Genomic DNA, 24,959 nt, shown 5'->3' on the forward strand with positions numbered 1-24,959 from the left:
TCACACCATATAATTAACTCTAAAATTTAGCAAATCTCAGTGCTTCAGGATTTACTACATCGCCGCCCACTCTTTTTACTGTATAGAACTTTACAAAAGGTTTCTCTGTGTACTGGTCGCGCATAATATTGACACCGCTGCGATCGACAATCTTATAAGCTGAGTCAAAATCTCCAAAAGCTATTGCGCATTTACCTACTTCAATTGACGGCATCTCTGCACAACAAACCACTGGTATACCAAAAATAGTATGCGACAATGACTCAGTAAAAGTTTGCTGCCAGATAAATCTGCCGGTTTCATCTTTAAGCTGTTGAATTGCTGATAAAGTTGTCCTATTCATTAAAAAACTTGCATTGGTTAAATATTCTTCATCAAGATCATTAATAAGATTGAGTAACAAATCCTGTAGCTTAATATCTCCAACATCTATGTTTTTGATTTTATGATCATCATGTAAAATTCCTTTCGGCTGTTTCTCACCACTACCATTAATAAAAGCTGCATTTTCTATTTTAATGAAACTATTTATCAAACATTTTACCAACCAATCCTCAATCTGAATCGCAGAATCATCAATTAACGCCTGAGTGGCTTTTGGTTGAGCATAAAGCTCGTGCACTAATATTCTTTTTTGCTTTAATTTTGGAGTTTCGGTGTCTTCACGTCGCTCAGCATCACCAATCCAACCACTGGTAAATTTACCGTCTTCAATGACTACATCAAGCGCATTAGTAGAGATGGTTTCTATTGATGCCAGTTGTCTCATTGGTGAACGTGCTTTTATCTCGCCAACAATTTTACTATATAGTGTCGGTACTAATAACACATCACCTTCACCAGCTGCACTACTTAGTGATTTCTGAATTAATGAATTCATATTACCTTTTCGAAGATAATCACCAAAGGCTGCTTTATATTCAATATTATTATTGTCGTTTCCCAGTTCTGGGCGCGCTAATACAGTTTGAATATTATTAATTTTATCCTCTAACATTTTGATTTGTTTAGTTATTTGTTCGGTATTCTCACTGTTTGTTGCTTCTATATTCATATGTTCCTGTTGATTGACGTTAACTATATTATAGATTTTAGCATGGGTATTTGCCGGGAAAGTAACAATGCTTACTTCCAGTAATTCGGCTTTTTCAATAACTCGCTGTCCCAAATGATTATAATATGCTGATTGTAAATTAAAGCCGATACTAAGGCCATCTACTGCACCTTGCTTTACCAGTTCAATAGCTTCACGACCTGATCTGATATTGCCATTAATTACCGCTTCTATTTGCAAACCGTAATTATCTTCATGCAAAGATTTTATAGCCCCAATTGGCTGAATAATATCATGCTGCCATAAAAACTTTACCGTTTGATTATCTGGACTTAAGAACGTTCCTTTAATAATAATATCATTCTGCTGATCCACAACGTTATAGACGCTGGCATAACCAGTGATTGTAATATTATTATCTGCGATGGATTTGATAATGAATTTTTGCGAGATCATCTGCACATAACTACCATAATTAAACACATCACTATGATATACATGATAGTATAGCTCGCGCTAAGAGTGTTAGCTCAAAAAATATATTTTATATTATTTTATTATTGTCATCAATTTAATTTGATAGTATATTATATCTAATGGATCTAAGACATAATAAATATATAGGTATAATATGAAAGATTTTTCACAAATATTAAGAAAAATTGATGATGGAAAAGAAAAGATTGTAATAGACAAAATAACGGAAGAACAAATACCAACATTTATTAGTAAGATTAACGGTAATACGTCAATAAAGTCCTTAACAATAAGTCGTTGGATATCAACCTGAATCTAAAGTAGTAATAAATGCACTAGCTAGTGTTTTACAAACTACACAAATCACTCAGCTTATACTAGTAGATATTTATCTGACAGGCAAAAACATACAAGCACTTGCCGTGGCTTTACCAAGTAGCAAAATTACTTACCTTACATTAGGAAATGCTAACATAAATAATGAACTTTTAGAAGCAATAGCAGCATTTTTACCAACTACTAAAATTACTCACCTTATGCTGTATAGTAATTATTTTAACAAAGTTGGGCTACAAGCATTAACTGATGTATTACCGAATACTCAGATTACAGGTCTTAATATAGAAGAGATAAAACCCATTTATAGTTTTGATTGTATATCAAGCTTACTCAATATTATACCTTATACTAAACTCACCGAACTTTCTTTCTCATTATGTAGTAGCACAGCTGCTGATGTAAGTAAGGTCATTGAATTTATTGCTTGTAGCAATATTAGCATTGCCATTCGCATGACCAACGGTCGATCTGATGTTTTAAATATTATTACAGCGTTTAACAAATCACTACAAGAAGGAATCATAGATAATGATCTGCTCCTTAAAGCTTGCTATAAATTGATAAATGATGATAGACTTAACGCGCTAAAGGGTTTTATAGCAACCCATGATATAGATTTGAACTACTTGATCGGTAACCAAACACTATTTGATCTGTTGATTAATTATAAACCTGTGATACGACCATTATTAGAAGAGATAAATACAGAATACAGCGCTAAAATTGTAGATACTACGGAATTGTATTTTAAATGTTCAAAACTAATAGAACAAGGTAATTATCTAGCAGTAAAGGAACTACTACTTGCTGAGAAGATTGATTTAGATAAACTTATTGCAAGCAATGGTCAATTATCTTTGACTTTAGAGGAATGGTTAGGATTTCTTAACGAAAATATTCATCCCGAAGCTCAAGATAGCTTTTCAAACATGTTAAGGGAAGTGAAAATCGAATTAGCGGGCTTGGCTGATAATAAAGGATATACAGATATTATTTTTAATGACCAATAATTTGCAGAGAAAATGTTTAAACTGTTGTTATAGTTAGATATCGAAGCAATAAACGTTAAAACCAGCATCATCAAGTTGCCTTAAGCATTATCTCTAAATACTACATATGACAAGCTGACAATACTGGTAAATAATTTATTTAAATAAACTTCAATAAATTATTTAATAATTAATCTAGTAATCTACCTGTTTCTTGCACTAGTCTATCGGCTAATACTACTGTAGCAATAGCACCTTTAATACGAGCTACTGACTCTTTAAAGTTATTTGAATCATCTTCATAATTAGTATTCAAATAACCATTAGCTGCATCATCCTGTACCTGAACAGAGTTTGATAAAGCAGCAGAAGCATTTTTCAAGCTTTCAATTTGTCCACCAATTGATGATAAACCATTGGTGACTAAATTGCCTACTGTAGTTGAGATAAGATTTTGAGCATTAGCTTGGTTAGCAGGGATTAACAGATCACCTGCGGCACCAGCATTTAACGTTGTGGTAAGTGCTTTTAGGCCAGGAGTACTAACTTTAATAATATCAGTCATTAATATCCCAACTCTAACGTTTAGCGGAGCATTAGCTACAGAGGTTGCAACGTTGTTATCAAAAAGAATTCTACCATCAAAAGTAGCTCCTACAAACTGGCGGTTAAGATCAGTAGTGTTAGCTGTATATAACGCATTTAGAGCAGCTAAAGTTGTAGGGTTTGCAGTATTAGCCTGAGCAATAATGTCCTGTAGTCCTACAAGCTGTTGCTTTCCTGCTAATAATATTGATTGTGCAACTTTAAGCAGATTAATACCATAAGAAGCACTTTTAGAGACGCTTTTAAGCACTGATGCTGTATCACGTAACTGAGAACCTACTACATAATCTACGATATTAGCTTTGCTTCTATCACCAGTAGCTAAACGCTCACCGCTTTCTCGTAATTTTGTGGTAGCCGCTTTCATTGCATAGCCAGCGATCTGGCTGATTGGATTCATAAAATCAGTCATATAACTTAATTCTCCTTTTAGTGTTTTTATTAATTATTAATTTAATAGGATTATATATATTTTTAATATAAATAAATAATCTTATTACTCATTAAGCAACATTCGTGCCAAATTTTGTTAATTTTTATCTAAGAAAGAAAAAGAATTATTTTAATAACAGAAAATTTATTTTAGTTGTGGTATTTTAACGCATATTTATAATGCCAGTTGCCAATTAAAATATTTTTTAAACACCACAGAGACCAGTTCAAGCCGTCTGAGCTGAGGGGAGCTCAGCTGCCGTAGCAAAGCTCCATCAGCTCAGACGTAGAAATGGGAGTTTTTAGCAGTTTTAATTAGCAACTCGCGTTATATAGCGAAAGCTAATTACTCCCACTTCTAGTAGGAGTAATTGGCTAGATTACCGCTGGAGCGAATTGACAACTCACTTATTCAATACAGATCTGGAATTTATTTGTTACTGAACTAATATATATTTTAAGCCACCCATAACATAAACTTGAATTACCAAACTAGAATGCTATGATTAGCTTAAGATCTCATAGCAAGTAAAATGAAGAGGTCTATTGGTTATATAATATACTTAAAAAAGGTAATCATGGCTGAACTTAGGCTCCCGCCAAACTCAAAAGTACTAGAAGGAAAAATGCATGTTGGACTTGATACTGCAAAAATTCCTCAAAAATTAAAGATTTATAGATATGATCCTGATACAAAAGAAAATCCAAGAATGGATACGTATGAAATTGACCGAGATCAATGTGGTCCGATGGTACTTGATGCTTTAATAAAAATTAAGAATGAGTTAGATTCAACTTTGAGTTTTAGACGTTCATGCCGTGAAGGTATATGCGGCAGCTGTGCTATGAATATAGATGGAACCAACACATTAGCTTGCATTAAACCAATAGACTCGATCCAGGGAGACATTAAAATTTATCCATTGCCACATATGCAGGTTATTAAAGACTTGATACCTGATATGACACATTTTTATGCTCAATATGAATCTATTCAACCATGGCTTAAAACTGATAGTCCAAAACCAGCAGGAAGTGAACAGCTACAATCTCCGGAGGATCGTGAAAAATTGGATGGGTTATATGAATGTATATTGTGCGCTTGCTGTTCTACCTCATGCCCAAGCTATTGGTGGAATAGTGAAAAATATCTGGGGCCGGCAGTATTATTACAAGCATATAGATGGATCTCTGACTCTAGAGATGAATATGCAGGCGAACGTCTGGATGATCTAGAAGATCCATTCAAATTATATCGCTGTCATACTATTATGAATTGTACAAAAACCTGTCCTAAAGGACTAAATCCGGCAAAAGCCATTTCAGAAATCAAAAAATTAATGGTTCAACGTCAAGGTGTTTAATATGAAAAAAAATCCTCAATCTAATAATAAACCAGAAAATACCGAGAGCTCATCAAATAACAATGGTTCTGCAGCATTGCCACCCTACCATATAAAACTACCACTACCGCTATTCCAAAAACTAATAAGTGAATTATACACCTATGAAACTGTAATCCTTGGACAACCAGCAAAAGAAGAAATGTCAGATGCAGATCACGCGAACGCTAAGCTTAACCAAGAAATATAAGCTTAATGCTGGAATATATAATAGTTACAATTTTTGGATTACTTATCGGTAATTTTGCGACGACCATATTTTATCGTTTACCACGAAATATTACTATTTGCGGTATTAATCAAAACTGCGACCAACCTCCATTCTGCTCTTATTGTCGCCATCTGCTTAAGCCCTATGAGTACTTACCATTACTAAGCTGGTTTAGTACATTTGGAAAATGCAACTATTGTAATTCTAATATTCCAGCTCAATATTTTATTTTAGAAATCAGTGCAGTCATTCTTTCCAATAGCTGTTTTTATTTATTTAATGGGATTACTGATTTATATATATTGATATTTGGCTTTGGAGTCAGTTGCTTGCTGAATATCCTTATTTATCGTGAACATAAGGCTATACCACAAATAATTATAATATCTATGTTATTTTGGGGAGCTATTTATCGTACTTTAACTGAACAAACTATTATACTATGGTTATCAAGTCTATCTATTGCTTTTATTATTAGTTTATTTTTATTAAACAATAAATTTAATAATACTCTTCGTTCTCAATGTATAATTAATATATTAATGTTAACCAGTGTTTGGTGTTCTCAAGAAGACTTAACATTATATATCATAATTATTGCAATATTATGTATTTTATGGAGTTTTTGGAAACAACTGGACTTATATTCATTAAGTATTCTTACCCTCTTCTGTATCACGATATCAGATGCTATTTTATTTCTGAATCAAACATAACATGATGGAAAAGCACAATGAATAACAAATATTATATTACTACCCCAATATATTATGTCAATGACGTACCTCATATAGGCCATGCTTATACTACTATTGCAGCAGATGTTATTGCTAGATTCAAGCGCTTAAGCGGTTGTGAAGTAATGTTTTTGACTGGCACTGACGAACATGGTCAAAAAGTTGAAAAATCTGCAGCTAAGGCTGGGCTTGATCCACAAAGCTTTACTGATCAAACTTCGGCAAGTTTTTATAAATTAATGACAGTAATGAATATTTCTAACGATGATTTTATTAGAACCACCTCATCTCGACATCAAGAAAGTGTTAAGAAATTCTGGCAACGATTAAAAGACAGCGGCAATATTTATCTAGGAACATATGATGGTTGGTATTCAGTTCGGGATGAGGCATTTTATGATCAAACAGAGCTGACTGCTGAAGGTAAGGCTCCGACAGGTGCTGATGTTGAGTGGGTAAGTGAACCAAGTTATTTTTTTGCTTTATCCAAATGGCAAGATCAATTATTAGCATTTTATGAAGCTAATCCTGATTTTATCAGACCATTATCTAAACGTAACGAGGTCATTAACTTTGTTAAAAGTGGATTACAAGATTTATCAGTATCCCGTACTAGCTTCAGTTGGGGAATAAAAGTACCTAATGATGAAAAACACGTAATTTATGTCTGGCTTGATGCACTCATTAATTATATTTCAGCACTTGGATATCCTGAGGATCAGGATGGCAAATATCAAAAATATTGGCCAGCAGATGCTCATATAGTAGGTAAGGATATTTTACGGTTTCACGCCATATATTGGCCGGCATTCTTAATGGCCGCCGGATTAGAACTGCCAAAATCTATTATGGCTCATGGATGGTGGACTAATCAGGGACAAAAAATTTCAAAATCTATTGGCAATGTCATTGATCCATTAAAGCTTAGCGATGAATTTGGCGTCGATCAGGTAAGATATTTTTTAATGCGCGAAATTACCTTTGGTGCTGATGGTAATTATTCACCAGAAAATCTAATTAACAGAGTTAATAGTGAACTGGCTAATAAAATAGGAAATTTACTGCAACGTACCAGTACTTTGGTACATAAATATATGGCAGGAAAAGTTCCGGAGATTAATTCAAATCAACTAGAACAGGCTTATAATTTACCAATTCTGATAATGGCAGCACAGATGCCTCAGTCTAATGCAATATTAATGGCATCGCTTGAAATAAATAATGTCTTAAATAATATCATAATTCTTAGCGAACAGGCAAATATTTACATTGATCAACAAGCTCCGTGGAAACTGGCTCTTACAGATATTAATCAAACAAAGCTAGTATTATTTGTATTACTTGAGACCTTAAGATTTATCGCTATTATGTTACAGCCATTTACCCCAGAGGCAGCTAACATAATGCTTAATCAATTGGGAATTCCCTCTTCGCAAAGAAACTTTGCCTACCTAAATAAAAATTATGCGATTACCTCTGGTAGTGAGTTATTACCTCCTACAGCTGTTTTTCCTAGAATAGGATAAATATCTTGTTAAACTTACTCCGATTAGTTAAGTTAACTTTCTTGACAACTAAAAAGCTTATATATACACTGTAATCACTAACAAAATTACCAGAGTAGTATACATATGAATAAAAGCGCCATAATTTTTATAACGTCATTATTATTTTTGTTTGGCTGCAGCAGCACAACAAAACCACTAGCCAAAGAAGAAATTGTTAAACAAAAAGCTGATCCCAAAGATTCTATAAGTAATAATGTTGATAGTATTAATCGTGGAGTAGCACAAAGAGTTCCGCGGTTTTAGCTAAATATTTAATAATGTTCAACAATTTGTAATTAGTCAGTGAACGTTGTTCACGTTAGTCATCCTGAACTCGTGTCAGGATCTCATCAGGACTTCATAAGATCCCGAAGCAAGTTCGGGATGACTTTATGCGCGTTCACGGGGTTTTAAGATTGAACGTTAGTACAGGACTTACAAAGCTACAACCACCGTCTGAGCTGAGGAGTGAAACGACGAAGCAATTCAGAAAATAGCAAAAAAACATTGATTTTAACTGGATTGCTTCGTCGTTTCACTTCTCGCAATGACGATTTTTTAATCCGTGAAACGCTCACACTTTATATGTCTAGGATGACTACCGTATCCTGCTTGAGACGAAGTCGAAGCAAGACGGTGTAGAGATGGATCAAAGCTTGACCTGTTCATATCGTCTCTTTTTCTTTAACTTGACTGTATGATTTATTAAACACTCTTAAAAATTCAAGCTACTCTCTTAATAGTAAAGCTCTTTTCTCAAAAGCTTCCATTAACTTCTCTACCGCTCTATAAAAAAATAAACCTATTAGTTTATCTAATAACAAAGACTTAAATTGAAAATTAATAGAAAACTCTACTACGCTAGTTTCCATTTCCTCATTATGAAACAACCATCTGTTTTGTAAATATTTAAATGGACCAGAAATTGCTTCAACTTCAATAATATATTCTCCTGTGGGTGTAATCGTATATATTATGCGTGATTGATATTTTTCTACAAAAGTTTTAAACTTGATTACTAATTCTGCGATAATTTGGCATTGGTCTTGTGAAACTATCCGAGCTGCTTGACACCATGGTAAGAATTGTGGGTAATCTTCTACTGCAAGCACCAAATCAAATAATAATTTTGGTGGATATGGTAGTATTTTAAGTTGATGAAAAGAATGCACAATTTCAACTAACCTTAGACATTTTTATATTTTTAAGTTTTTGGAAATCTGCTCCAGCATGATAAGATGAGCGAGTTAAGGGACTCGCTGATACCATCATGAAACCTTTGGTTTTTGCTACTCTTTCTAAATAGTTAAACTCATCAGGAGTAACATATCTTGCAATTTTTGCGTGTTTTGGAGTAGGTTGCAAATACTGCCCTATAGTTAAGAACTCTACTTCAGCTGCACGTAAATCTTCCATAACTTGAATGACTTCATCAGTCTCCTCACCGAGCCCGACCATCATTCCAGATTTTGTAAAAATTGTTGGATCAAGTTTTTTTACGGTATGTAATAAATTAAGCGAATGATAATAACGAGCTCCAGGCCTAATCGTTTTATATAAAGATGGTACAGTCTCAATATTATGGTTATATACATCAGGTTTTGCCTGCACCACAATTTCAATTGCACCAGTTTTTTTTAAAAAATCAGGGGTTAAAACTTCAATAGTAGTAGCAGGTGATAGCTGCCTAATTTTGGTAATGCATTCAGCAAAGTGCCCTGCACCACCATCATCAAGATCATCACGATCAACTGAGGTAATCACCACATGCTCTAACCCCAGTTTTTTTACGGCAATTGCCAACCTTTCTGGTTCATGTGGATCTACCAGATCAGGTCTTCCGGTTGCAACATTACAGAAATGGCAAGCGCGAGTACAAGTAGAGCCAAGAATCATCACTGTTGCGTGTCGCTTAGACCAACATTCACCGATATTAGGACACGCTGCTTCCTCACAGACCGTATTTAATTTCAGGTCAGTAATTAGCTGTTTGGTATTATGATATTCATAGGAATTCGGAGCTTTGACTTTAATCCAAGCTGGCCTTGTTTTAACCGTTCCTTCTTCAATTACTATATCTGGCATATTATTTTAATTATCTATGTTTCTGGATTGATATCTTCTAATGATTCTGTTAATTTTATATCACTAATACCCATTAGCTTTACAGAACCTATTAAATATCCATATTGATACTCAAAATCTTTGCATTTATACTTAAAATCTTCCTGCGCATTATTGTTAACTATTTCTTTTGCAAGAACAAATAAAACTTTTTGTTGTTGTTCTTCTGGTAAATAATTACTAATAAATTCAAAAATATGTGACCATGAATCACTTGATATACTCTTGGTGTCGTTTGATGTAAACACTATCAGTAATGTTTCTTTCAATAAATCTTTATATAAATCCGTTAGTTCTGTAATACTAATAATATTAATCAATAGCACAGTATCTGCTACTGATAAACTTTTGTTATCTAGCAAAGCTTTTGCTCTACCAATAATTTCACTGATTAAATATTTATACAAACATTCAGGAGCTTTATATTCTTTTGCTAAAGAAACGTTATATTTTATATTTTGCAGACTCTTTGAAATTTGTTGAGATATTATATTGTCATCATCAGTAATAATATCTTTTTCATGGCCAACTTCTTCTCCCTGCTTTCCAGTGGATAACACAGACAAATATCCAATATCACTAAAAAGTGCCTCTAAAGACTCACGTCTTAGTCCTTCTAAACAGTCACTAAACACATTTCTTAACCCGCTGCCGTTAACATAATCATCTAGTGGTATTTGTAAAATTGCTGGATATTTCATTATGTTACCTCACTTTCCGGCTAGGTTCTTAGCTATTTTTTGAGCATAATCAAGGAACCAATTTATATGTGGATCGCCCTCTCATAAGCCTGCAACACAGACTCATGCATCATTTCAGATAAAGTAGGATGTGGAAAAATCGTATTTATTAAATCTAGCTCTGTGGCCTCCAGGTTTTTAGCAATAACATAACCTTGAATTAATTCAGTAACTTCAGCACCAATCATATGTGCACCAAGTAACTCCCCGGTCTTGGCATCAAAAATAGTTTTAATCAAGCCATTCAACTCACCTAATGCCAAAGCCTTACCATTAGCTTGATAAGGAAACTTACCAACTTGCACCTGGTAACCAGCAGCTTTTGCTGCACTCTCGGTCAAACCAACGCTGGCAATTTGTGGATAAGAATAAGTGCAACCAGGAATATTATTCTTATTAATTGGATGTGGTTTTAGTCCTGCAATCATATTTGCTACTATTATTCCCTCATGACTGGCTTTATGAGCAAGCCATGGACTACCGGCAACATCTCCGATTGCATAAATCCCAACCTCATCAGTTTGCATAAATTCATCAGTAACTATATGACTATTAGCAACCTTAATCTTAGTGTTTTCTAAACCTATATTTTCAATGTTACCGCTAATTCCTACCGCCATCAATAATTTATCTGCAGTATGCAGGTGTTTTTTCTCTTCAAATTGTATATTAACTGAGATTTGACTTTGATTTATCTTATGATCCAGTAATTTTACATTAGTAAAAATTTTAATGCCTTGTTGTACAAAGATCTTTTGCGCTAGTGCAGAAATTTCTAGATCTTCTATTGGAAGAATTCGATCTTGAGCTTCTAGTATTGTAACATCTACTCCAAGAGTATTATAGAAAGAAGCAAACTCTACACCAATAGCCCCAGATCCAACAATAATTATTGATTTTGGTAAAGAGTCTGGAATCATCGCCTCGCGAGAAGTCCAGATTTGTTTGCCGTCTGGCTCAAATCCTGGTAATATTTTAGGCTTTGCTCCGGTAGCGATAATAATATTACTGGCTTTAATACTAAATTGTTCTTTTGAATTTTTAACCTCAATTATTTTATTCTTTGCTATTTGCGCCGTACCCTCAAATACATTAACTTTATTCTTTTTCAACAATCCTTTGATACCACCAGTTAATTGACTAGAAATACGCCGTGAACGCGCTACCATTTGCTTGATATCTATCTTATATCCAGCTATATCAATGCCAAAATCTTGTGCATGTTTAATATGATAGAGCATTTCTGCTGATTTAAGCAATGCCTTAGTCGGGATACAGCCCCAATTAAGGCACACACCACCAAGATGCTCCTTTTCTACTAGGGCAACTTTTTTGCCTAGTTGAGCACATCTGATCGCAGCAACATAACCCCCCGGCCCTCCACCTATTACTATTACATCATAATTTTCCATCCACACAATCCTATAATTTTCAGAAATATATCTTTTGCTGAGAATTATAAGAGATTGTGCGGTAGATATCCAGCCTTATTGAGAGGTAAGTATTTAAAAAATTTTATTTGGTTTAGCAGTGTTTCTAAAAATTACAAACAAATTGCTTAAGGTACTTTCAAGGCTAAAGAACAAAAGACTATGCTAATCAAAGCTTAGGTTCTCCGTTATTATAAGTTTATCATCGCCTGAAACCGACTTCCTCATACTCATTGCGAGCGCAGCGAAGCAATCCAGTCTTATAGTATCCTTCTCTCTTACTTGAGCTAATTTCTAGATCCTCACGAAAATTGTTGCTAAAGGATTTCACAACATTTAAAGCATGAAGAACTATCATCAACCATACTATGTGCACCTATTATAGCTAAATTCTGTGTATTCATATTAAATACATATGGTTCAACTGAAAACTGTTCATTACTTATTACTTCGATTTGACCTCCATTCTCATTTACCTTATTTGTTAATTTATTTAAATTTCCACTATTAACCGGCAATACGTATATATTGCTCTTATACATAACTAGTGCAGGACTGCGTTCCTGCACAACACCTATTACTATTGGGTTACTTGGAAGTGATATTTTAACTAACTTACCAATATCGTTGTAATTTATTGTAAAATAAGCTGAATCTATTTCGCTTATTCGTTGTCCGTTAGGCTGAGTTACCGCTAAGCTAATATTTATATTTTCTCCCGGTGGTACTATTGCTTTCGGTAGTTCAACTGATTGATATTGTGTAATTCTAACCTGATAGTGACTATATGGACTATGTACCATCAGTGTAAAATTAGTATTACAAATTGTCTTTTGCATTATTCCATATGCAAAATCCCCCTTTTGTATCACAGCAACTTTTGTATCACTAAAATCATTTTTCCATTCCAGCCCTTTTTCCCAACTATTATCATGAGTATGAGCTTGAACATTCATGTTCCTTACTTGAACTGAACCTGATAATTGATATTTTATCTCCAAGCCATCATTATACGCCGCTATTGCTTCAGATTGCATCTCAGTAGTAATGATACTATTGCCATATTTTTTTGCATTTTGTTTAATAAGTTCAACGCATTTCTGAACCGAATTGATACAAGAAATATCCTCTCCATTATGCCTAAGGGAATCCTTGTTGCTCATTTTAGCAACTCCAAATTCTTTAGCTATCATAACAAAAAACGTTGCTAAAGGTAAACCTGTAGGATATAGATCTAATAACGGTTCAAAAGCTCTTAATTCACCAAAAAGTAAAGCATATTTTAAATTATGTTCTGCAGTATCAAATCCGTTTTTCCGATAAATCGATTCCCTATCCGCACGCATAGATAAATTAAATATCTCCAACCCTTCTAAATAAAGTCCTTCAGGATTCAACATTACATCATTATAGATCGAGGCTTTATTTATCGCAGCTTTTAGCTTTTGTTCGTTTTCTTGTTTTTTCTTTTTTTCTATTTCAGCTTCTTTCTTGGCTGCTTTTGCTGCTCTATCTTGTGCCCGCGTATTAACACCGCTTGTATTGCTTGTTGCACTACTAGAGCTCTTTTTAGATCTAGAGATCTCTTCTCCCCATTGATCCCTATGAGAACCATAATATTTCATATTAACCTCGATTTCATAATATTATATTTATCTTTTTTAGAATATATCACACTTACAGCAATCTGCGAATATTGCACAACAGCCCAGACAAGAACACGCAATTTCTATACATTTAATACAATCGGCACAACTACACCCTGTAGTTTCAACGGTATGTTCGGCAACGATATTTGCATCAGGAGTGCTTCTTGGAGTCAGAGAATTCAAACTCGGTGATTCTGGTATTATTTTACCGTATGTAGGTGTAGTAGTATCACTTAAACTTCTATAGGTATCTTGCTCACTTTTCATATAATTACCTTTTTTACTATTGATTGGCAATTAGTATTACCAATATCAATATTAACATAAGATTATACAACCGCAAGTTAAATTGTATAGAATTATATAAAATAAACTAAACCAACATCAAAATAGGTCTCTCGATCAATTTTTTAAATGCTGCCAACAATTTTGCTCCAATGACACCATCTACTACTCGATGATCACAGGAAAGTGTTAGCTCCATCATCGTAGCAATTGTTATTTGATCATTTATTATAACCGGGCGTTTTACGCTTTCACCAACGGCCAGGATACAGCTTTGTGGTGGATTGATAATCGCGCTGAAATTTTTAATACCATACATCCCAAGGTTAGAAATGGTAAAACCACCACCTTGAAATTCTTCCGGCAATAATTTATTTTCTCTAGCTCTTTTGGCCAAATCCTTCACTTCATTAGACAAACTAATTATATCTTTTTTATCTGCTGATTTAATTACCGGAGTGATAAGTCCACCAGCAATCGCTACAGCTACTGAAATATCGACATTATTGTAATAATGTATTGCATCCAATTGCCAGCTAGCATTCGCCTCTCCTACTTCTCGCAGTGCTTTTGCCATTGCTAAAATTACAAAATCATTAACCGAAACCTTGTTAGTTGAATCATTGGTGCCGGCACTATTAAGCTCTTGCCGCAAAGCAAGTAATTTATCGACATTACATTCTATTGAAAGATAAAAATGAGGTATTGTTTGTTTAGATTCCAATAATCTTTTAGCGATAATTTTTCTGACATTACTATTAGGTACAGCACGATATTCTTCAGTATTCCTAGATAGTTTACTGTTAATTAAATTTTGCTCGCAATTATTTGATGAACTCTGCGCAGCCAATATATCTGATTTTATAATTCGCCCATGAGGGCCACTACCACTTATATTTGCTAGGTTAACACCGGATTGTGCTGCAATTTTTTTTGCTAAAGGCGATGCGAATATCCGAGGCACAGCAGTTTCAGTAATTTCTGCACTAGCAAGAATCTCAACAGGTTTTACTGAATCCCCGCCTGCACTAGGATTATCGGAAGCGCTGGAATGGCCAGCAACAGCTGATGCTGCTTGGATAAAACCTTCCAGCATACCAGCATCCTCTCCTTCCTCAAGTAATACTGCAATCAATGAATTAACCGCTATATTCTCACTACCAGCAGCACAGATAATCTTACCCATTATCCCTTCATCGACAGCTTCTACTTCCATCGTTGCTTTATCAGTTTCAATTTCTACTATTACTTCTCCTGAAGAAACCTTATCTCCTTCCTGCTTCAACCATTTTGTCAGATTGCCTGAGGTCATAGTCGGAGATAAAGCGGGCATTAAAATCTTTATTGGCATAATTTTTACTTATTGGTTGATGAGTGATGAGATCCACAAAATTTATTCAGGATGACAATCTCACAAAACTTCATAAATTTTGTTGAGCTGGATGGTTAGACGAAGGTATTAACCTCGAATTGCTAGGAGTTCTGGAGTCGAGGAGCGCAACGTATACTTAATACGTGAGCACCGAAGAACTCCAGTGACGACAACGCAATTCGAGGTTAATACCGAGTATAACAGACTTTTTTGGCGGCCATGACTATATCTTCTACACTCGGTAAAGCTAATTTTTCTAAATTAGCTGCATATGGCAACGGCACATCCTTACCTGTTACTATTGCTATTGGTGCATCCAAATAATCAAATGCCTCCTGCATTACCAGACTTGCAATAGTAGTACCTATACCACAATTAAACCACCCTTCTTCAACTGTCACTAAACAGTTGGTTTTTTTTACTGAGGTAATTATAGTATTAATATCTAATGGTCGAATGGTACGTAAATCTATTACTTCAACACTAATTCCATCAGCTTGTAAAATTTCAGCAGCTGCGAGAGCAAATTTTACCTGTAGCGAAAAAGTAACAATAGTAACATCACTACCAGTTGTTACTATTTTAGCTTGTCCAAATGGTATAGGCTCCAAACTATCCGGTATTTCAAAAGCTTGGCCATATAAAATCTCGTTTTCTAAAAAAATCACCGGATTATTATCTCGTATAGCCGTAACCAGCAAACCATATGCATCTTCTGCACTATAAGGTGCTATTACTTTTAATCCAGGAATGTGAGCATACCAGGCAGCATAATTTTGGCTATGTTGAGCTCCTACTCTAGCTGCCGCTCCATTAGGGCCACGAAACACTATCGGGCACTTTATTTCGCCGCCTGACATATAATGAGTTTTAGCTGCCGAATTAATAATCTGGTCTATAGCCTGCATCGCAAAATTAAAAGTCATAAACTCAACAATAGGCCTAAGTCCGGCAAAAGCTGCACCAATTGCAAGACCAGTAAAACCATGCTCAGTTATCGGCGTATCGATTACTCTCTTTGCACCAAATTCATCGAGTAAGCCTTGAGTTACCTTATAAGCTCCATTATATTCGGCAACTTCCTCTCCTATAATAAATACATTATTATCTCTCTGCATCTCTTCACGCATCGCTAAACGCAATGCTTCACGTACTGTAGTTCGTTTCATACTAAATATACTTCACTATAAAGTTCATGCTCCGCAGGTGCTGTCGACAATTCTGCAAAGCTCACTGCTTCCTGGATTATCTCTTTTACCTTTTTTTCTATCAATTTCAAATCTTCTGCTGATGCATATTTCTTGTCTAAAATTTTCTGCTTGACTTCAGCTAAAGGATCGCGATCTTTATACTGTTCAACTTCATCTTTACTACGATAAGTAGCGGGATCAGACATTGAGTGACCACGATAGCGATAAGTTTTCATTTCTAGAATCATTGGTCCATTCCCTGCTCTTACAAACTCTGTTGCCTGTCTGGTTGCAGCATATACTGCTTCAATATCCATGCCATCTACTTGCAATCCTTGAATAGCAAAAGATTCACCTTTTCTATATAAATCAGTCATGGCAGTGGAGCGCTCAACCGAGGTGCCCATTGAATATTCATTATTTTCGATAATGTAAATAACCGGTAATTTCCATAAAGCAGCCATATTCATCGCCTCATATACCTGCCCCTGATTAACCGCACCGTCCCCTAAAAAAGTAAAAGAAATGTTTGTTGATTCTAAGTATTTCTCGGCAAAAGCAAGCCCGGTACCGATTGGCACTTGTGCCCCTACTATACCATGACCACCATAAAATTTACCAGAAACATTAAACATATGCATCGATCCGCCCTTGCCTTTTGAGCATCCACCACTCTTGCCCATTAATTCTGCCAGTACATATTTAGGTTCAGTGCCGGATAAAATTATATGGGCATGATCACGATAACTGGTAATAGTACTGTCATTTGGCGATTTTACCATATCTATCCCAGTGATTACCGCTTCCTGGCCTATGTATAAATGACAAAAACCACCAATCAACCCCATACCATAAAACTGGCCGCATTTTTCTTCAAAACGCCTAAGTAATAACATTTGTTTATATGCTCTCAAATATTGAGCAGCATCTAATTTATATTTTTTTAAATTGATCATAATTGATAATTCTTAAGCTAAAAAATTATTAGGTTCTGTGCATAAATTTTATGGAACTGTGTCAAGCCGTCATTGCGAAACGTATTTTTAATTGACACAGTTCAGCTATTTCAAAAAATCTTGATTATTTTGCAGCAAAAACACATAAATAAGCCCACTAAAATTTTTGTACACAACGCCTAATACTATGCTTATGAATGCCTTATTTGTCAAACTGATTATCTAAAAAAACATTAACAATTTACTCATCTCCGTCGATAAGCAACATAGATCATTTTAAAATTAATAATTAATATTGTTAATGAAATTATTATTTATATTTTTAATCAATTCATCAATAAAGAGTTGTTGGCATATAATAACATGCATCAATTAGTATATAAAATATAAATATTAAAACTTAATGACAAATAATTATGATTGATTCCTACCTGTTTATGTCATGGTCTACAGACCAGAATGAAGCACTAGAACTTATTAATTTTGGTGCTTAAAGAAGTTAATTCTTAAAGCAAATCAGGCCGCAATGTTGGAGTTACAAAATTTGTATAAATCAAGCTGTGCGTAAGGTGAGTTTTTAAATTGAAACTCACAACGAGTTGTTTGTAAAATGACCTTTTAATTTCACAATTAGGTTCTAAAAATATATTTATTTTTACTTATAGTTGATTTTGTAAATACTTTTTTAATACTTATGTTGTATAAATTAGTTTAACCGGGAAACAAATGTATTTTTGTTTTAGGCTTAGTAGGTTTACAGGATTGCATACTTTTAAAAGTACCTAGGTTAATACTAATATTTTAAATTTATATTAATATTAAAGTGTGATCCTGACAAGTTTTGGATTTTCTGGATTCCAGCCTTAGCACGGTGTATACTGCATATATCTCAAGAATTGGATTCTAAAATGAGGGGCGAGCTTTGGTACGTAGGTCACTCTTGAGGAGTGGAGCTTCCGAAATTTTGAAAACCAATTCTTGAAAGATAAGCAGTATATAACCCCAGTTGCCAATTAAAATATTTTATTAAACACTACAGATGCCGGTTCCAGCCGTCATTGCGAGAGAGCTCCACTCCCTCGCAATGACGTAGAAATGGGAGTTTTTAGCAATTTTAATTGGCAACTGGCGTTATATAGGTTCAGCAACTCGGTTCCAAAATTATCTATGCAACTCCGAACCCATATATCACTGAGCTTTGTTGGATGAATTAGAATTTGAAAAAGTTGTTAAATTTTTGTCAAAAATCAGGCAAATTTATGACGATAAAGGATCTTAGGTTTGTAAGACATGCTCACCTTAAAAAGTAGTCATTTTAACGCTTTAACTTTACTATTTCCACTGCGCCACTGCTTTTTTTGCTTATTCAAAAATCCGATTCATACAAAGCCATTTTCTACAACTTCTTGCACCACTTTGTTTTTAAAAATCGCATGTTTATGAAGCCCCGAGGCTATTATTGCTGGAGCTAACTGCCTTATCATATCTAATGCTGCAGCTTTTTCTAGCGAAGAGGAGTGGAAATCTTCTAAAAAGTCAATATTCTTTAAAAAAGCTGCTATAGAGCCCTTACGCACAGTAATACCATTCAAATTTGCAAAATTTTCAGTATCAGCCAAAACGTCATCAGGGCTTACTCCTTTTATATTCATAAGACCACCTCATTATGGATTAAAAAAAGTAGTGGGATAGTAAGGTTAAAGAGTTAAAATGACCATTTTTAAGGTGAGGAAGCTCTACGTATTCTTATTTGTTTACACAACAAAATCCCTAACAAATTTTATGTCACCACGTAACTGACCGACAACTATCATGCTACCTACCTAATACATATATAAAAGTAAACAAAAATAACCATACTACATCAACAAAATGCCAATACCAGGCAGCAAATTCAAACCCTAGATAGCCATTACCTTTCGCGAAGTCTCCATTCTTAGCGCGGAAATAACAAACAGCAAGAAAAATTGTACCAATAATTACATGTAAGCCATGAAAACCTGTGGCTAAGTAAAAATTTGCCGCATAGATACCATCGCTTAATTTGAATTTGGCGTGATGGTATTCATAAGCTTGCATAGTAGTGAACAAAATACCCAGTAATACGGTATATCCTAATGCGGTAACACAGTCTTTTTGATTGTTTTCTTCCATAGCATAATGAGCCCAGGTAACCGTTGTTCCAGATAATAATAAGATTAAAGTATTAAGAAAAGGTATGTCCCATGGGTCAAAAGTTTCAATACCGGCAGGTGGCCAAACACCTTCTTTTACAACCCAAGCACCATCTAGAATACCTACTGGATCTAGATGAGCTTTAAAAAAAGATCCAAAAAATACCGCAAAAAACATTATCTCTGATAAAATAAACAACGCCATGCCAATACGAAGCCCTGTTCTTACTGGTATAGTATGGTGTTTACCAATAATACCTTCATGGACTACATCACGCCACCAGTGATATAAACAATATAATAATGAGCATACCCCCAGGCCAAGTACATATTCTCCAGTAAAGTAATGATGCATAACCATTACGCTACCAGAAGTAACTAATAACATTGAAAATGCTGTAAGAATAGGCCAGGGGCTAAGATCAACTAGGTGAAATGGGTGCTGTTTGTTTGCCATAAAAAATTTGTATATATTTAGATATAATAATGAAATGGATTACAGCAAAAGTCTATCATTATTTATGATTATTGACTTCACGAATCTTAAAAAAACTGTAAGATAGAGTGATAGTGTCAACAGCTGCCATTTCTGGATCATTCTCAAATTCTGGATCAATAAAAAACGAAACAGGCATCAGCAATTTTTGTCCTGCCAGCAATAATTGTTCTTCAAAACAAAAACAGTGAATTTTAACAAAATATCTTCCAGCTTTATTGGGGGTAACGTTGTAGACTGAAGTGCCGATAATATCAACATTACTGATATTTTCAGACTCATAAAAAACCAAAGTATTCTGTCCTGGTAATATTGAAACCCGTCGTTGCTTAGGTATGAAGCGCCATGGTAATGCCGGATCGACGTTTGCATCAAATTCTATAACCAGTTGTTTCTTACCTTTTTGCAAATGATAAGATTGGAACGCCTGTTGTGTGGTGCCACCAAATCCTGTAACTTTACAAAATAAGCTGTAAATCGGAACAGATGCAAAACTTAAAAATATCATGCTCACACTCAATCCCACCAAGGATAAAGCAAGTTTTCTGTTTGATGGTTTCATATATATTATATTTTTGTGCCTATATGCAAGAAGTATAGACGAAGGTTAAAATCAAGGAGTGCTAGGAGTATCAAAGCCGAGAAGCGCAAGCAGTTACTTAATACGTGAGCATCGCAGACCTTTAGATACGACACCGCAATCCGCAGATTTTCACCGAGTATAGCTGTGGCCAAGATAAACTTCTCGTACCTTATCACTATTAACTATTTCTGTCGGATCACCTTCCATTAAAACCTTACCATCATATATAATATAAGCTCGATCAACTATATCTAATGTTTCCCTTACATTATGATCGGTAATAAGAATACCAATATTACGCTTTTTTAAGTATTTTACTAAGTGTTTTATATCAATAATAGCAAGTGGATCAATGCCAGCTAATGGCTCATCTAGCATCACAAATTTGGGATTAGAAGCCAAGGCTCTAGCTATTTCCAGCCTGCGTCTCTCACCACCAGATAGGCTGATTGACGGTGAATTTTTTAAATGACTAATTGAAAATTCAGCTAATAAATCTTCTGCCTTTTGTTCTATTATTTCCTTATCGCATTCTGTAATTTCAATAACTGCCCGCAAATTATCAAATACCGATAAACCTCGAAAGATTGATGGTTCTTGAGGTAGATATCCTAATCCCATCTGTGCACGTAGATACATTGGTAAATTAGTAATATCATGATTATCAAAAAATAATTTACCTGAATCAGCTTTAACCAATCCGGCAATAATACTAAAGCAAGTAGTTTTACCAGCTCCGTTTGGACCAAATAATCCCACCACTTCTCCAAGAGTAACCTGCAGCGATACACCTCTGAGAATAGGTCTTTTGATGAATGATTTAGAAATATTTTCTATTCTTAAACTATTGGCCGGCGCTGTCAATGGTTGCTCGTTGCTGTTTGTTGTTATGGTGGTCAATTTTGTTTAACCTAGTATAATATAGTAATTTCTCAGTCTGAAGAATATGATCCTGATAAATAAATTTAATATTACCAGTCAATGTTAGCTCTTCCTGTTGATGATTATAAACCGCTGCATCAGCGATTATAGTATTTTGGTTAGATATTTTTAGTGCTGATAATTTATTAGGAATTATTATTTTATCTATTGTCTGTTTGCCCTTAGCGGAGCTGTTGTATAATATCTTTAATACAGAAGTCTTTAAAATCATATCATCAAACCATATGATGACTGTTCCAGAAAAATCTACTGTTCTACTATTTTTATCAAAAGTTACATTATCAGAATGAATATGTAAATTACTATTGTCACCATAAGCTGTTAATGAATAACAGCTCATAACTATAAGAGATATTTTGTAAAAAAGAATCATTACCAGATTCCATTTAGAAGTCTGAAATATCAATCCTTGCTCGAACATGACCCTGTAATTTCATGGTATTGAGGGTACCATCAGCGGCTAAATTATCAGCACTGATTCGTGAGTTGTTGTAATAAACAACTACTTTCTCATTGCTGGTAGCTTTATGATCAATCAAATTAACCAGTATCTCAGCAGTATAACATTGTAAGTCATTTAACATAATCTGGACATTATCTGTTAATGTAATTAATTTGATATCATTATCAATTAATGCGTGCCGTGCATTAATCAATATATCATTATCAAAGAATTTATATCGTGCAGCAATTTGCTTTAATTCATATTGATCTTCTGCAATTTTTACAGCTGTATCCGATATAATTTTATAAGGTTGCATATTATTGCTGATCCCTTCAAAAATAGAATTAAACATAGTAATTTCATAATTTTGCGATGGTGAGATAGCAGTATTTGATTTAGTAAATTTTGAATTATTTTCAATTGTCACTTGTGGTAAATTAACCCAAGAATAAAATAAAAGTAAAATGATGGTAATACCAATAATAAATATAAATTTGAATATACTTATTGTCCGTTGGTAATGTTTTATAAATGGCATTAGCTATATTTTTTGTTGGTAGTGGATAAAATTAACAACACTGCCAGTCCAGCAATTAAAATTACTGAGGTTTCACCTAGAGTATCATAACCTCTATAACTAGCTAGGATGCCAGCTGCTAGTGATGGCGTACCTATTTCAATTCTGGTGTTAGTAGTGTAATATTGGCCTAAATGAGTATGCAGAGCTGTACTCGGATCACCATATTCAGGTAAATCAAACATAACCCATATTAATGTGGCACTAAATAATAAGCATATAATAACAGCTGGTATAATTCTATTGTTTTTTATGATAATAGGAGAGGTTTTTAACATTTTAATAAAATTAAGTAATATGCAGGTTGCAAGGCAACTTCCAAGCGCCACTTCGGTCATCGCCACATCCGGAGCATCCATCAATAGATAACACAGACTAATCAGCAAGCTAAATACTGACATCAAAACTATATTTTCAAGTAAACTGAGGCTGATAATCAGCTTAATACTAATGATTATCAGGGTTGTAGTGACAATATATAATAAATAAACACTAGCATGAAAATCTAATGAGGATGGTATGGTAAACAAATTATCAAACATTAGACCTCATACATAACTATATCTGGTTTATAACTTTGTTGTCAAAATTTGACTCAAGACGCAACATGTACCCCTTAACTTGACACATATGCGTCACTAACTGACCGACCGCTGACCGCTATACAATAAATCCTCGTTCTATCCGTGATCCGCGTTATCATTATGTTGCATATATTGCCCTATTAACTCCAATTCCTTAAGTTCTTCTACCGTCAAGGGTATATTATTTTGCACAGGTTTTATTTTCAGCTGTTCTTGAGCTAGATCTACTTCATGGACTTGATCCTGTCTTGCACTTGCTCATTATCTTTATTGAACAATGCTATTTTCAAATAAGCGCATGCATCTGGCTTGAAGTATTTATTTACTTCTTTTAATTCTTTAAATGATATAACCTTTCCTAAATCTGGCTCATGACTTATTAGCAAATCTACAAAATCCTTATCTAATGCACCCCATTCTTGTTTCCATTTTTGTAATAGAGTTACAAAATTATCTTTATTAGCAACTTTACATTTAATTGTCTTAAAGTAGTCTTCCTTTGCTTTAAGAAGCTCGTTATTAATATAATTTTTGGATTCTTGATCTTCTATAGCTTTTGTATCAACATCCTGTTTCAAAGCTTTCAAAGCTGGTAATGGATACTTTAATTTGTTTAAAAAATTAGCTAAATTGCTTAACCCACCAAATCTGAAGTCGAAGTCAGTTAAAAGCGTCTCTATAGCTTCTTCTATTTGCGTAGCTTTTGCTTTGTCATATATCTCCCCCTCCTCAAGCTCACTAACTGCGTGAATTTTGTTCAATAGCGCTTCTTGGCTTATCATATCGATTTTTATAATTTCAATAATTTTTCCATCCAAGTTTTTTGAATTCTTTATGAATTCTTCTCTTATATTAGCAAAAATGTTATAATAGAAACTTTCAATTAAGTCCCCATATGTTATTTCATCATTTGTAATTTGATTATTGTTTATATAGAGTCCAAGATTGAAATTAAAGATTCCATGAAACAATTGGCTTTTCATATTCCACAGATGTGGTGCTTTTGCAGTAATATCCTCATACCATTGTTTTACAATATTATTTACAGCATTTTTAGCATTTATCTCAATGTTCAACATATGCAGAAAAAGATTCTTGACGCTCACATCACCAACATCTTTAATAATTCCCTTGATATCTTTAGAAAAACTCAATTCATGCCCAGCTGCAATATGATGCTGCAATGATTCATATAAACTTACTAATTTACCACATTCACAAGCATTCAAACCAGGGAATACCGCAACAAATTCTTCTTGAGCCTTCTCTCCTTGATCCTTTGCAAATCTCCATAAGCGAGCCAGTTCAGTTTTAAAATGCCATGTCAATCCTGCCGATTCCTTAGTTTGTTGTGCAACATCAATCAGGCGCTTAACTTCACTGATCATACCAGTCATGTCATTCTTACCTTCAGGGTCATACCTACCATAACTCATCAACTGGATTTGGGAGTTTTTATCAGTTTCACTGGAAATGTCAGAACATTTCTTAGCAATATACTTCTCCATAAACTTAAGTAAACTATCAATTTCATTGTTCGGATTTAACTTAGCAGCATACTCATACTTATCTTGTAATATTTTGATTAATTTTGGCAAACCCGCGTAATTTTTTGAA

Annotated in this window: 24 protein-coding genes; 6 read left to right on the plus strand and 18 right to left on the minus strand. The window is 34.3% G+C overall.

Annotation, left to right across the window (positions count from 1 at the left end; translation table 11 throughout):
• Positions 1 to 19 precede the first annotated feature (19 nt).
• Positions 20 to 1,537 (minus strand): phage major capsid protein, encoded by a 1,518-nt coding sequence (locus R2I74_RS02145; RefSeq protein ID WP_316353511.1) that lies wholly within the window; start codon positions 1,535 to 1,537, stop codon positions 20 to 22.
• A gap of 416 nt (positions 1,538 to 1,953) precedes the next feature.
• Between R2I74_RS02145 and R2I74_RS02150 the strand changes: the two genes are divergently transcribed.
• Entirely contained in the window at positions 1,954 to 2,880 is a 927-nt protein-coding gene (locus tag R2I74_RS02150; RefSeq protein WP_316353512.1) for a hypothetical protein, read from the plus strand.
• A gap of 169 nt (positions 2,881 to 3,049) precedes the next feature.
• Here the strand turns inward: R2I74_RS02150 and R2I74_RS02155 are convergent, their stop codons facing one another.
• Positions 3,050 to 3,877, minus strand: a complete 828-nt coding sequence (locus R2I74_RS02155) for a hypothetical protein (protein ID WP_316353514.1) — start codon at positions 3,875 to 3,877, stop codon at positions 3,050 to 3,052.
• A 598-nt stretch (positions 3,878 to 4,475) separates the two neighbouring features.
• On the opposite strand from R2I74_RS02155, the gene R2I74_RS02160 reads away from it, so the two are divergent.
• The 5 genes from R2I74_RS02160 to R2I74_RS02180 all read left to right on the plus strand — a co-directional run bounded on the left by R2I74_RS02160 (position 4,476) and on the right by R2I74_RS02180 (position 8,059).
• The gene (locus R2I74_RS02160; protein ID WP_316353516.1) at positions 4,476 to 5,261 is read left to right on the plus strand and encodes a succinate dehydrogenase iron-sulfur subunit; all 786 of its coding nucleotides are present in this window, start codon (positions 4,476 to 4,478) and stop codon (positions 5,259 to 5,261) included.
• A 1-nt stretch (position 5,262) separates the two neighbouring features.
• Entirely contained in the window at positions 5,263 to 5,490 is a 228-nt protein-coding gene (locus R2I74_RS02165; protein WP_316353518.1) for a hypothetical protein, read from the plus strand.
• A 5-nt stretch (positions 5,491 to 5,495) separates the two neighbouring features.
• The gene (locus R2I74_RS02170) at positions 5,496 to 6,227 is read left to right on the plus strand and encodes a prepilin peptidase (RefSeq protein WP_316353519.1); all 732 of its coding nucleotides are present in this window, start codon (positions 5,496 to 5,498) and stop codon (positions 6,225 to 6,227) included.
• Between the two features lie 17 nt (positions 6,228 to 6,244).
• Positions 6,245 to 7,774, plus strand: coding sequence for a methionine--tRNA ligase (gene metG, locus R2I74_RS02175; protein ID WP_316353520.1), 1,530 nt, complete (start codon positions 6,245 to 6,247; stop codon positions 7,772 to 7,774).
• Between the two features lie 105 nt (positions 7,775 to 7,879).
• Entirely contained in the window at positions 7,880 to 8,059 is a 180-nt protein-coding gene (locus tag R2I74_RS02180) for a hypothetical protein (RefSeq protein ID WP_316353522.1), read from the plus strand.
• Positions 8,060 to 8,523: 464 nt separating this feature from the next.
• On the opposite strand, the gene R2I74_RS02185 is transcribed toward R2I74_RS02180, so the two are convergent.
• From R2I74_RS02185 to R2I74_RS02260, 16 genes are all read right to left on the minus strand, one after another.
• Complete coding sequence (locus R2I74_RS02185; protein ID WP_316353524.1) at positions 8,524 to 8,967, minus strand: type II toxin-antitoxin system RatA family toxin; 444 nt, start codon at positions 8,965 to 8,967, stop codon at positions 8,524 to 8,526.
• Between the two features lie 4 nt (positions 8,968 to 8,971).
• Positions 8,972 to 9,880, minus strand: coding sequence for a lipoyl synthase (gene lipA, locus R2I74_RS02190; RefSeq protein ID WP_316353525.1), 909 nt, complete (start codon positions 9,878 to 9,880; stop codon positions 8,972 to 8,974).
• 14 nt (positions 9,881 to 9,894) lie between these two features.
• Positions 9,895 to 10,620: a hypothetical protein gene (locus R2I74_RS02195; RefSeq protein ID WP_316353526.1), complete on the minus strand. Its 726-nt coding sequence runs from the start codon at positions 10,618 to 10,620 to the stop codon at positions 9,895 to 9,897.
• Positions 10,621 to 10,682: 62 nt separating this feature from the next.
• A complete protein-coding gene (gene lpdA, locus R2I74_RS02200) occupies positions 10,683 to 12,071 on the minus strand; it encodes a dihydrolipoyl dehydrogenase (protein WP_316353527.1) in 1,389 nt (462 codons plus the stop codon).
• A gap of 335 nt (positions 12,072 to 12,406) precedes the next feature.
• Positions 12,407 to 13,714 carry a hypothetical protein gene (locus R2I74_RS02205; protein ID WP_316353529.1) on the minus strand — a complete coding sequence of 436 codons (1,308 nt, stop codon included), beginning with the start codon at positions 13,712 to 13,714 and terminating at the stop codon, positions 12,407 to 12,409.
• A 397-nt stretch (positions 13,715 to 14,111) separates the two neighbouring features.
• A complete protein-coding gene (locus R2I74_RS02210; protein ID WP_316353531.1) occupies positions 14,112 to 15,374 on the minus strand; it encodes a pyruvate dehydrogenase complex dihydrolipoamide acetyltransferase in 1,263 nt (420 codons plus the stop codon).
• Positions 15,375 to 15,580: 206 nt separating this feature from the next.
• Positions 15,581 to 16,564: a pyruvate dehydrogenase complex E1 component subunit beta gene (locus tag R2I74_RS02215; protein ID WP_316353534.1), complete on the minus strand. Its 984-nt coding sequence runs from the start codon at positions 16,562 to 16,564 to the stop codon at positions 15,581 to 15,583.
• Positions 16,561 to 17,544, minus strand: coding sequence for a pyruvate dehydrogenase (acetyl-transferring) E1 component subunit alpha (gene pdhA, locus R2I74_RS02220; RefSeq protein ID WP_394355847.1), 984 nt, complete (start codon positions 17,542 to 17,544; stop codon positions 16,561 to 16,563). The genes R2I74_RS02215 and pdhA overlap by 4 nt, the downstream gene beginning before the upstream one ends.
• A gap of 1,376 nt (positions 17,545 to 18,920) precedes the next feature.
• Positions 18,921 to 19,193, minus strand: a complete 273-nt coding sequence (locus tag R2I74_RS02225; RefSeq protein WP_316353538.1) for a hypothetical protein — start codon at positions 19,191 to 19,193, stop codon at positions 18,921 to 18,923.
• 163 nt (positions 19,194 to 19,356) lie between these two features.
• Positions 19,357 to 20,172 carry a cytochrome c oxidase subunit 3 gene (locus tag R2I74_RS02230; RefSeq protein ID WP_316353540.1) on the minus strand — a complete coding sequence of 272 codons (816 nt, stop codon included), beginning with the start codon at positions 20,170 to 20,172 and terminating at the stop codon, positions 19,357 to 19,359.
• Between the two features lie 58 nt (positions 20,173 to 20,230).
• On the minus strand, positions 20,231 to 20,773 hold the full coding sequence (locus R2I74_RS02235; RefSeq protein ID WP_316353542.1) for a cytochrome c oxidase assembly protein: 543 nt from the start codon (positions 20,771 to 20,773) through the stop codon (positions 20,231 to 20,233).
• A 150-nt stretch (positions 20,774 to 20,923) separates the two neighbouring features.
• A complete protein-coding gene (gene lptB / locus R2I74_RS02240) occupies positions 20,924 to 21,658 on the minus strand; it encodes an LPS export ABC transporter ATP-binding protein (protein ID WP_316353544.1) in 735 nt (244 codons plus the stop codon).
• Positions 21,639 to 22,076: an LptA/OstA family protein gene (locus R2I74_RS02245; protein ID WP_316353547.1), complete on the minus strand. Its 438-nt coding sequence runs from the start codon at positions 22,074 to 22,076 to the stop codon at positions 21,639 to 21,641. Before R2I74_RS02245 ends, lptB begins: the two co-directional genes overlap by 20 nt.
• 46 nt (positions 22,077 to 22,122) lie before the next feature.
• Positions 22,123 to 22,719 (minus strand): LPS export ABC transporter periplasmic protein LptC, encoded by a 597-nt coding sequence (gene lptC, locus R2I74_RS02250; protein WP_316353550.1) that lies wholly within the window; start codon positions 22,717 to 22,719, stop codon positions 22,123 to 22,125.
• Positions 22,719 to 23,300, minus strand: a complete 582-nt coding sequence (locus R2I74_RS02255; RefSeq protein WP_316353553.1) for a DUF4040 domain-containing protein — start codon at positions 23,298 to 23,300, stop codon at positions 22,719 to 22,721. The genes lptC and R2I74_RS02255 overlap by 1 nt, the downstream gene beginning before the upstream one ends.
• Positions 23,301 to 23,566: 266 nt before the next feature.
• Positions 23,567 to 24,940: a hypothetical protein gene (locus R2I74_RS02260; protein ID WP_316353556.1), complete on the minus strand. Its 1,374-nt coding sequence runs from the start codon at positions 24,938 to 24,940 to the stop codon at positions 23,567 to 23,569.
• Positions 24,941 to 24,959 lie beyond the last annotated feature (19 nt).

Origin of the sequence: Candidatus Trichorickettsia mobilis (genome assembly GCF_963422225.1) — a bacterium.
In the GTDB taxonomy this organism is placed as follows: Bacteria; Pseudomonadota; Alphaproteobacteria; order Rickettsiales; family Rickettsiaceae; genus Trichorickettsia; species Trichorickettsia mobilis_B.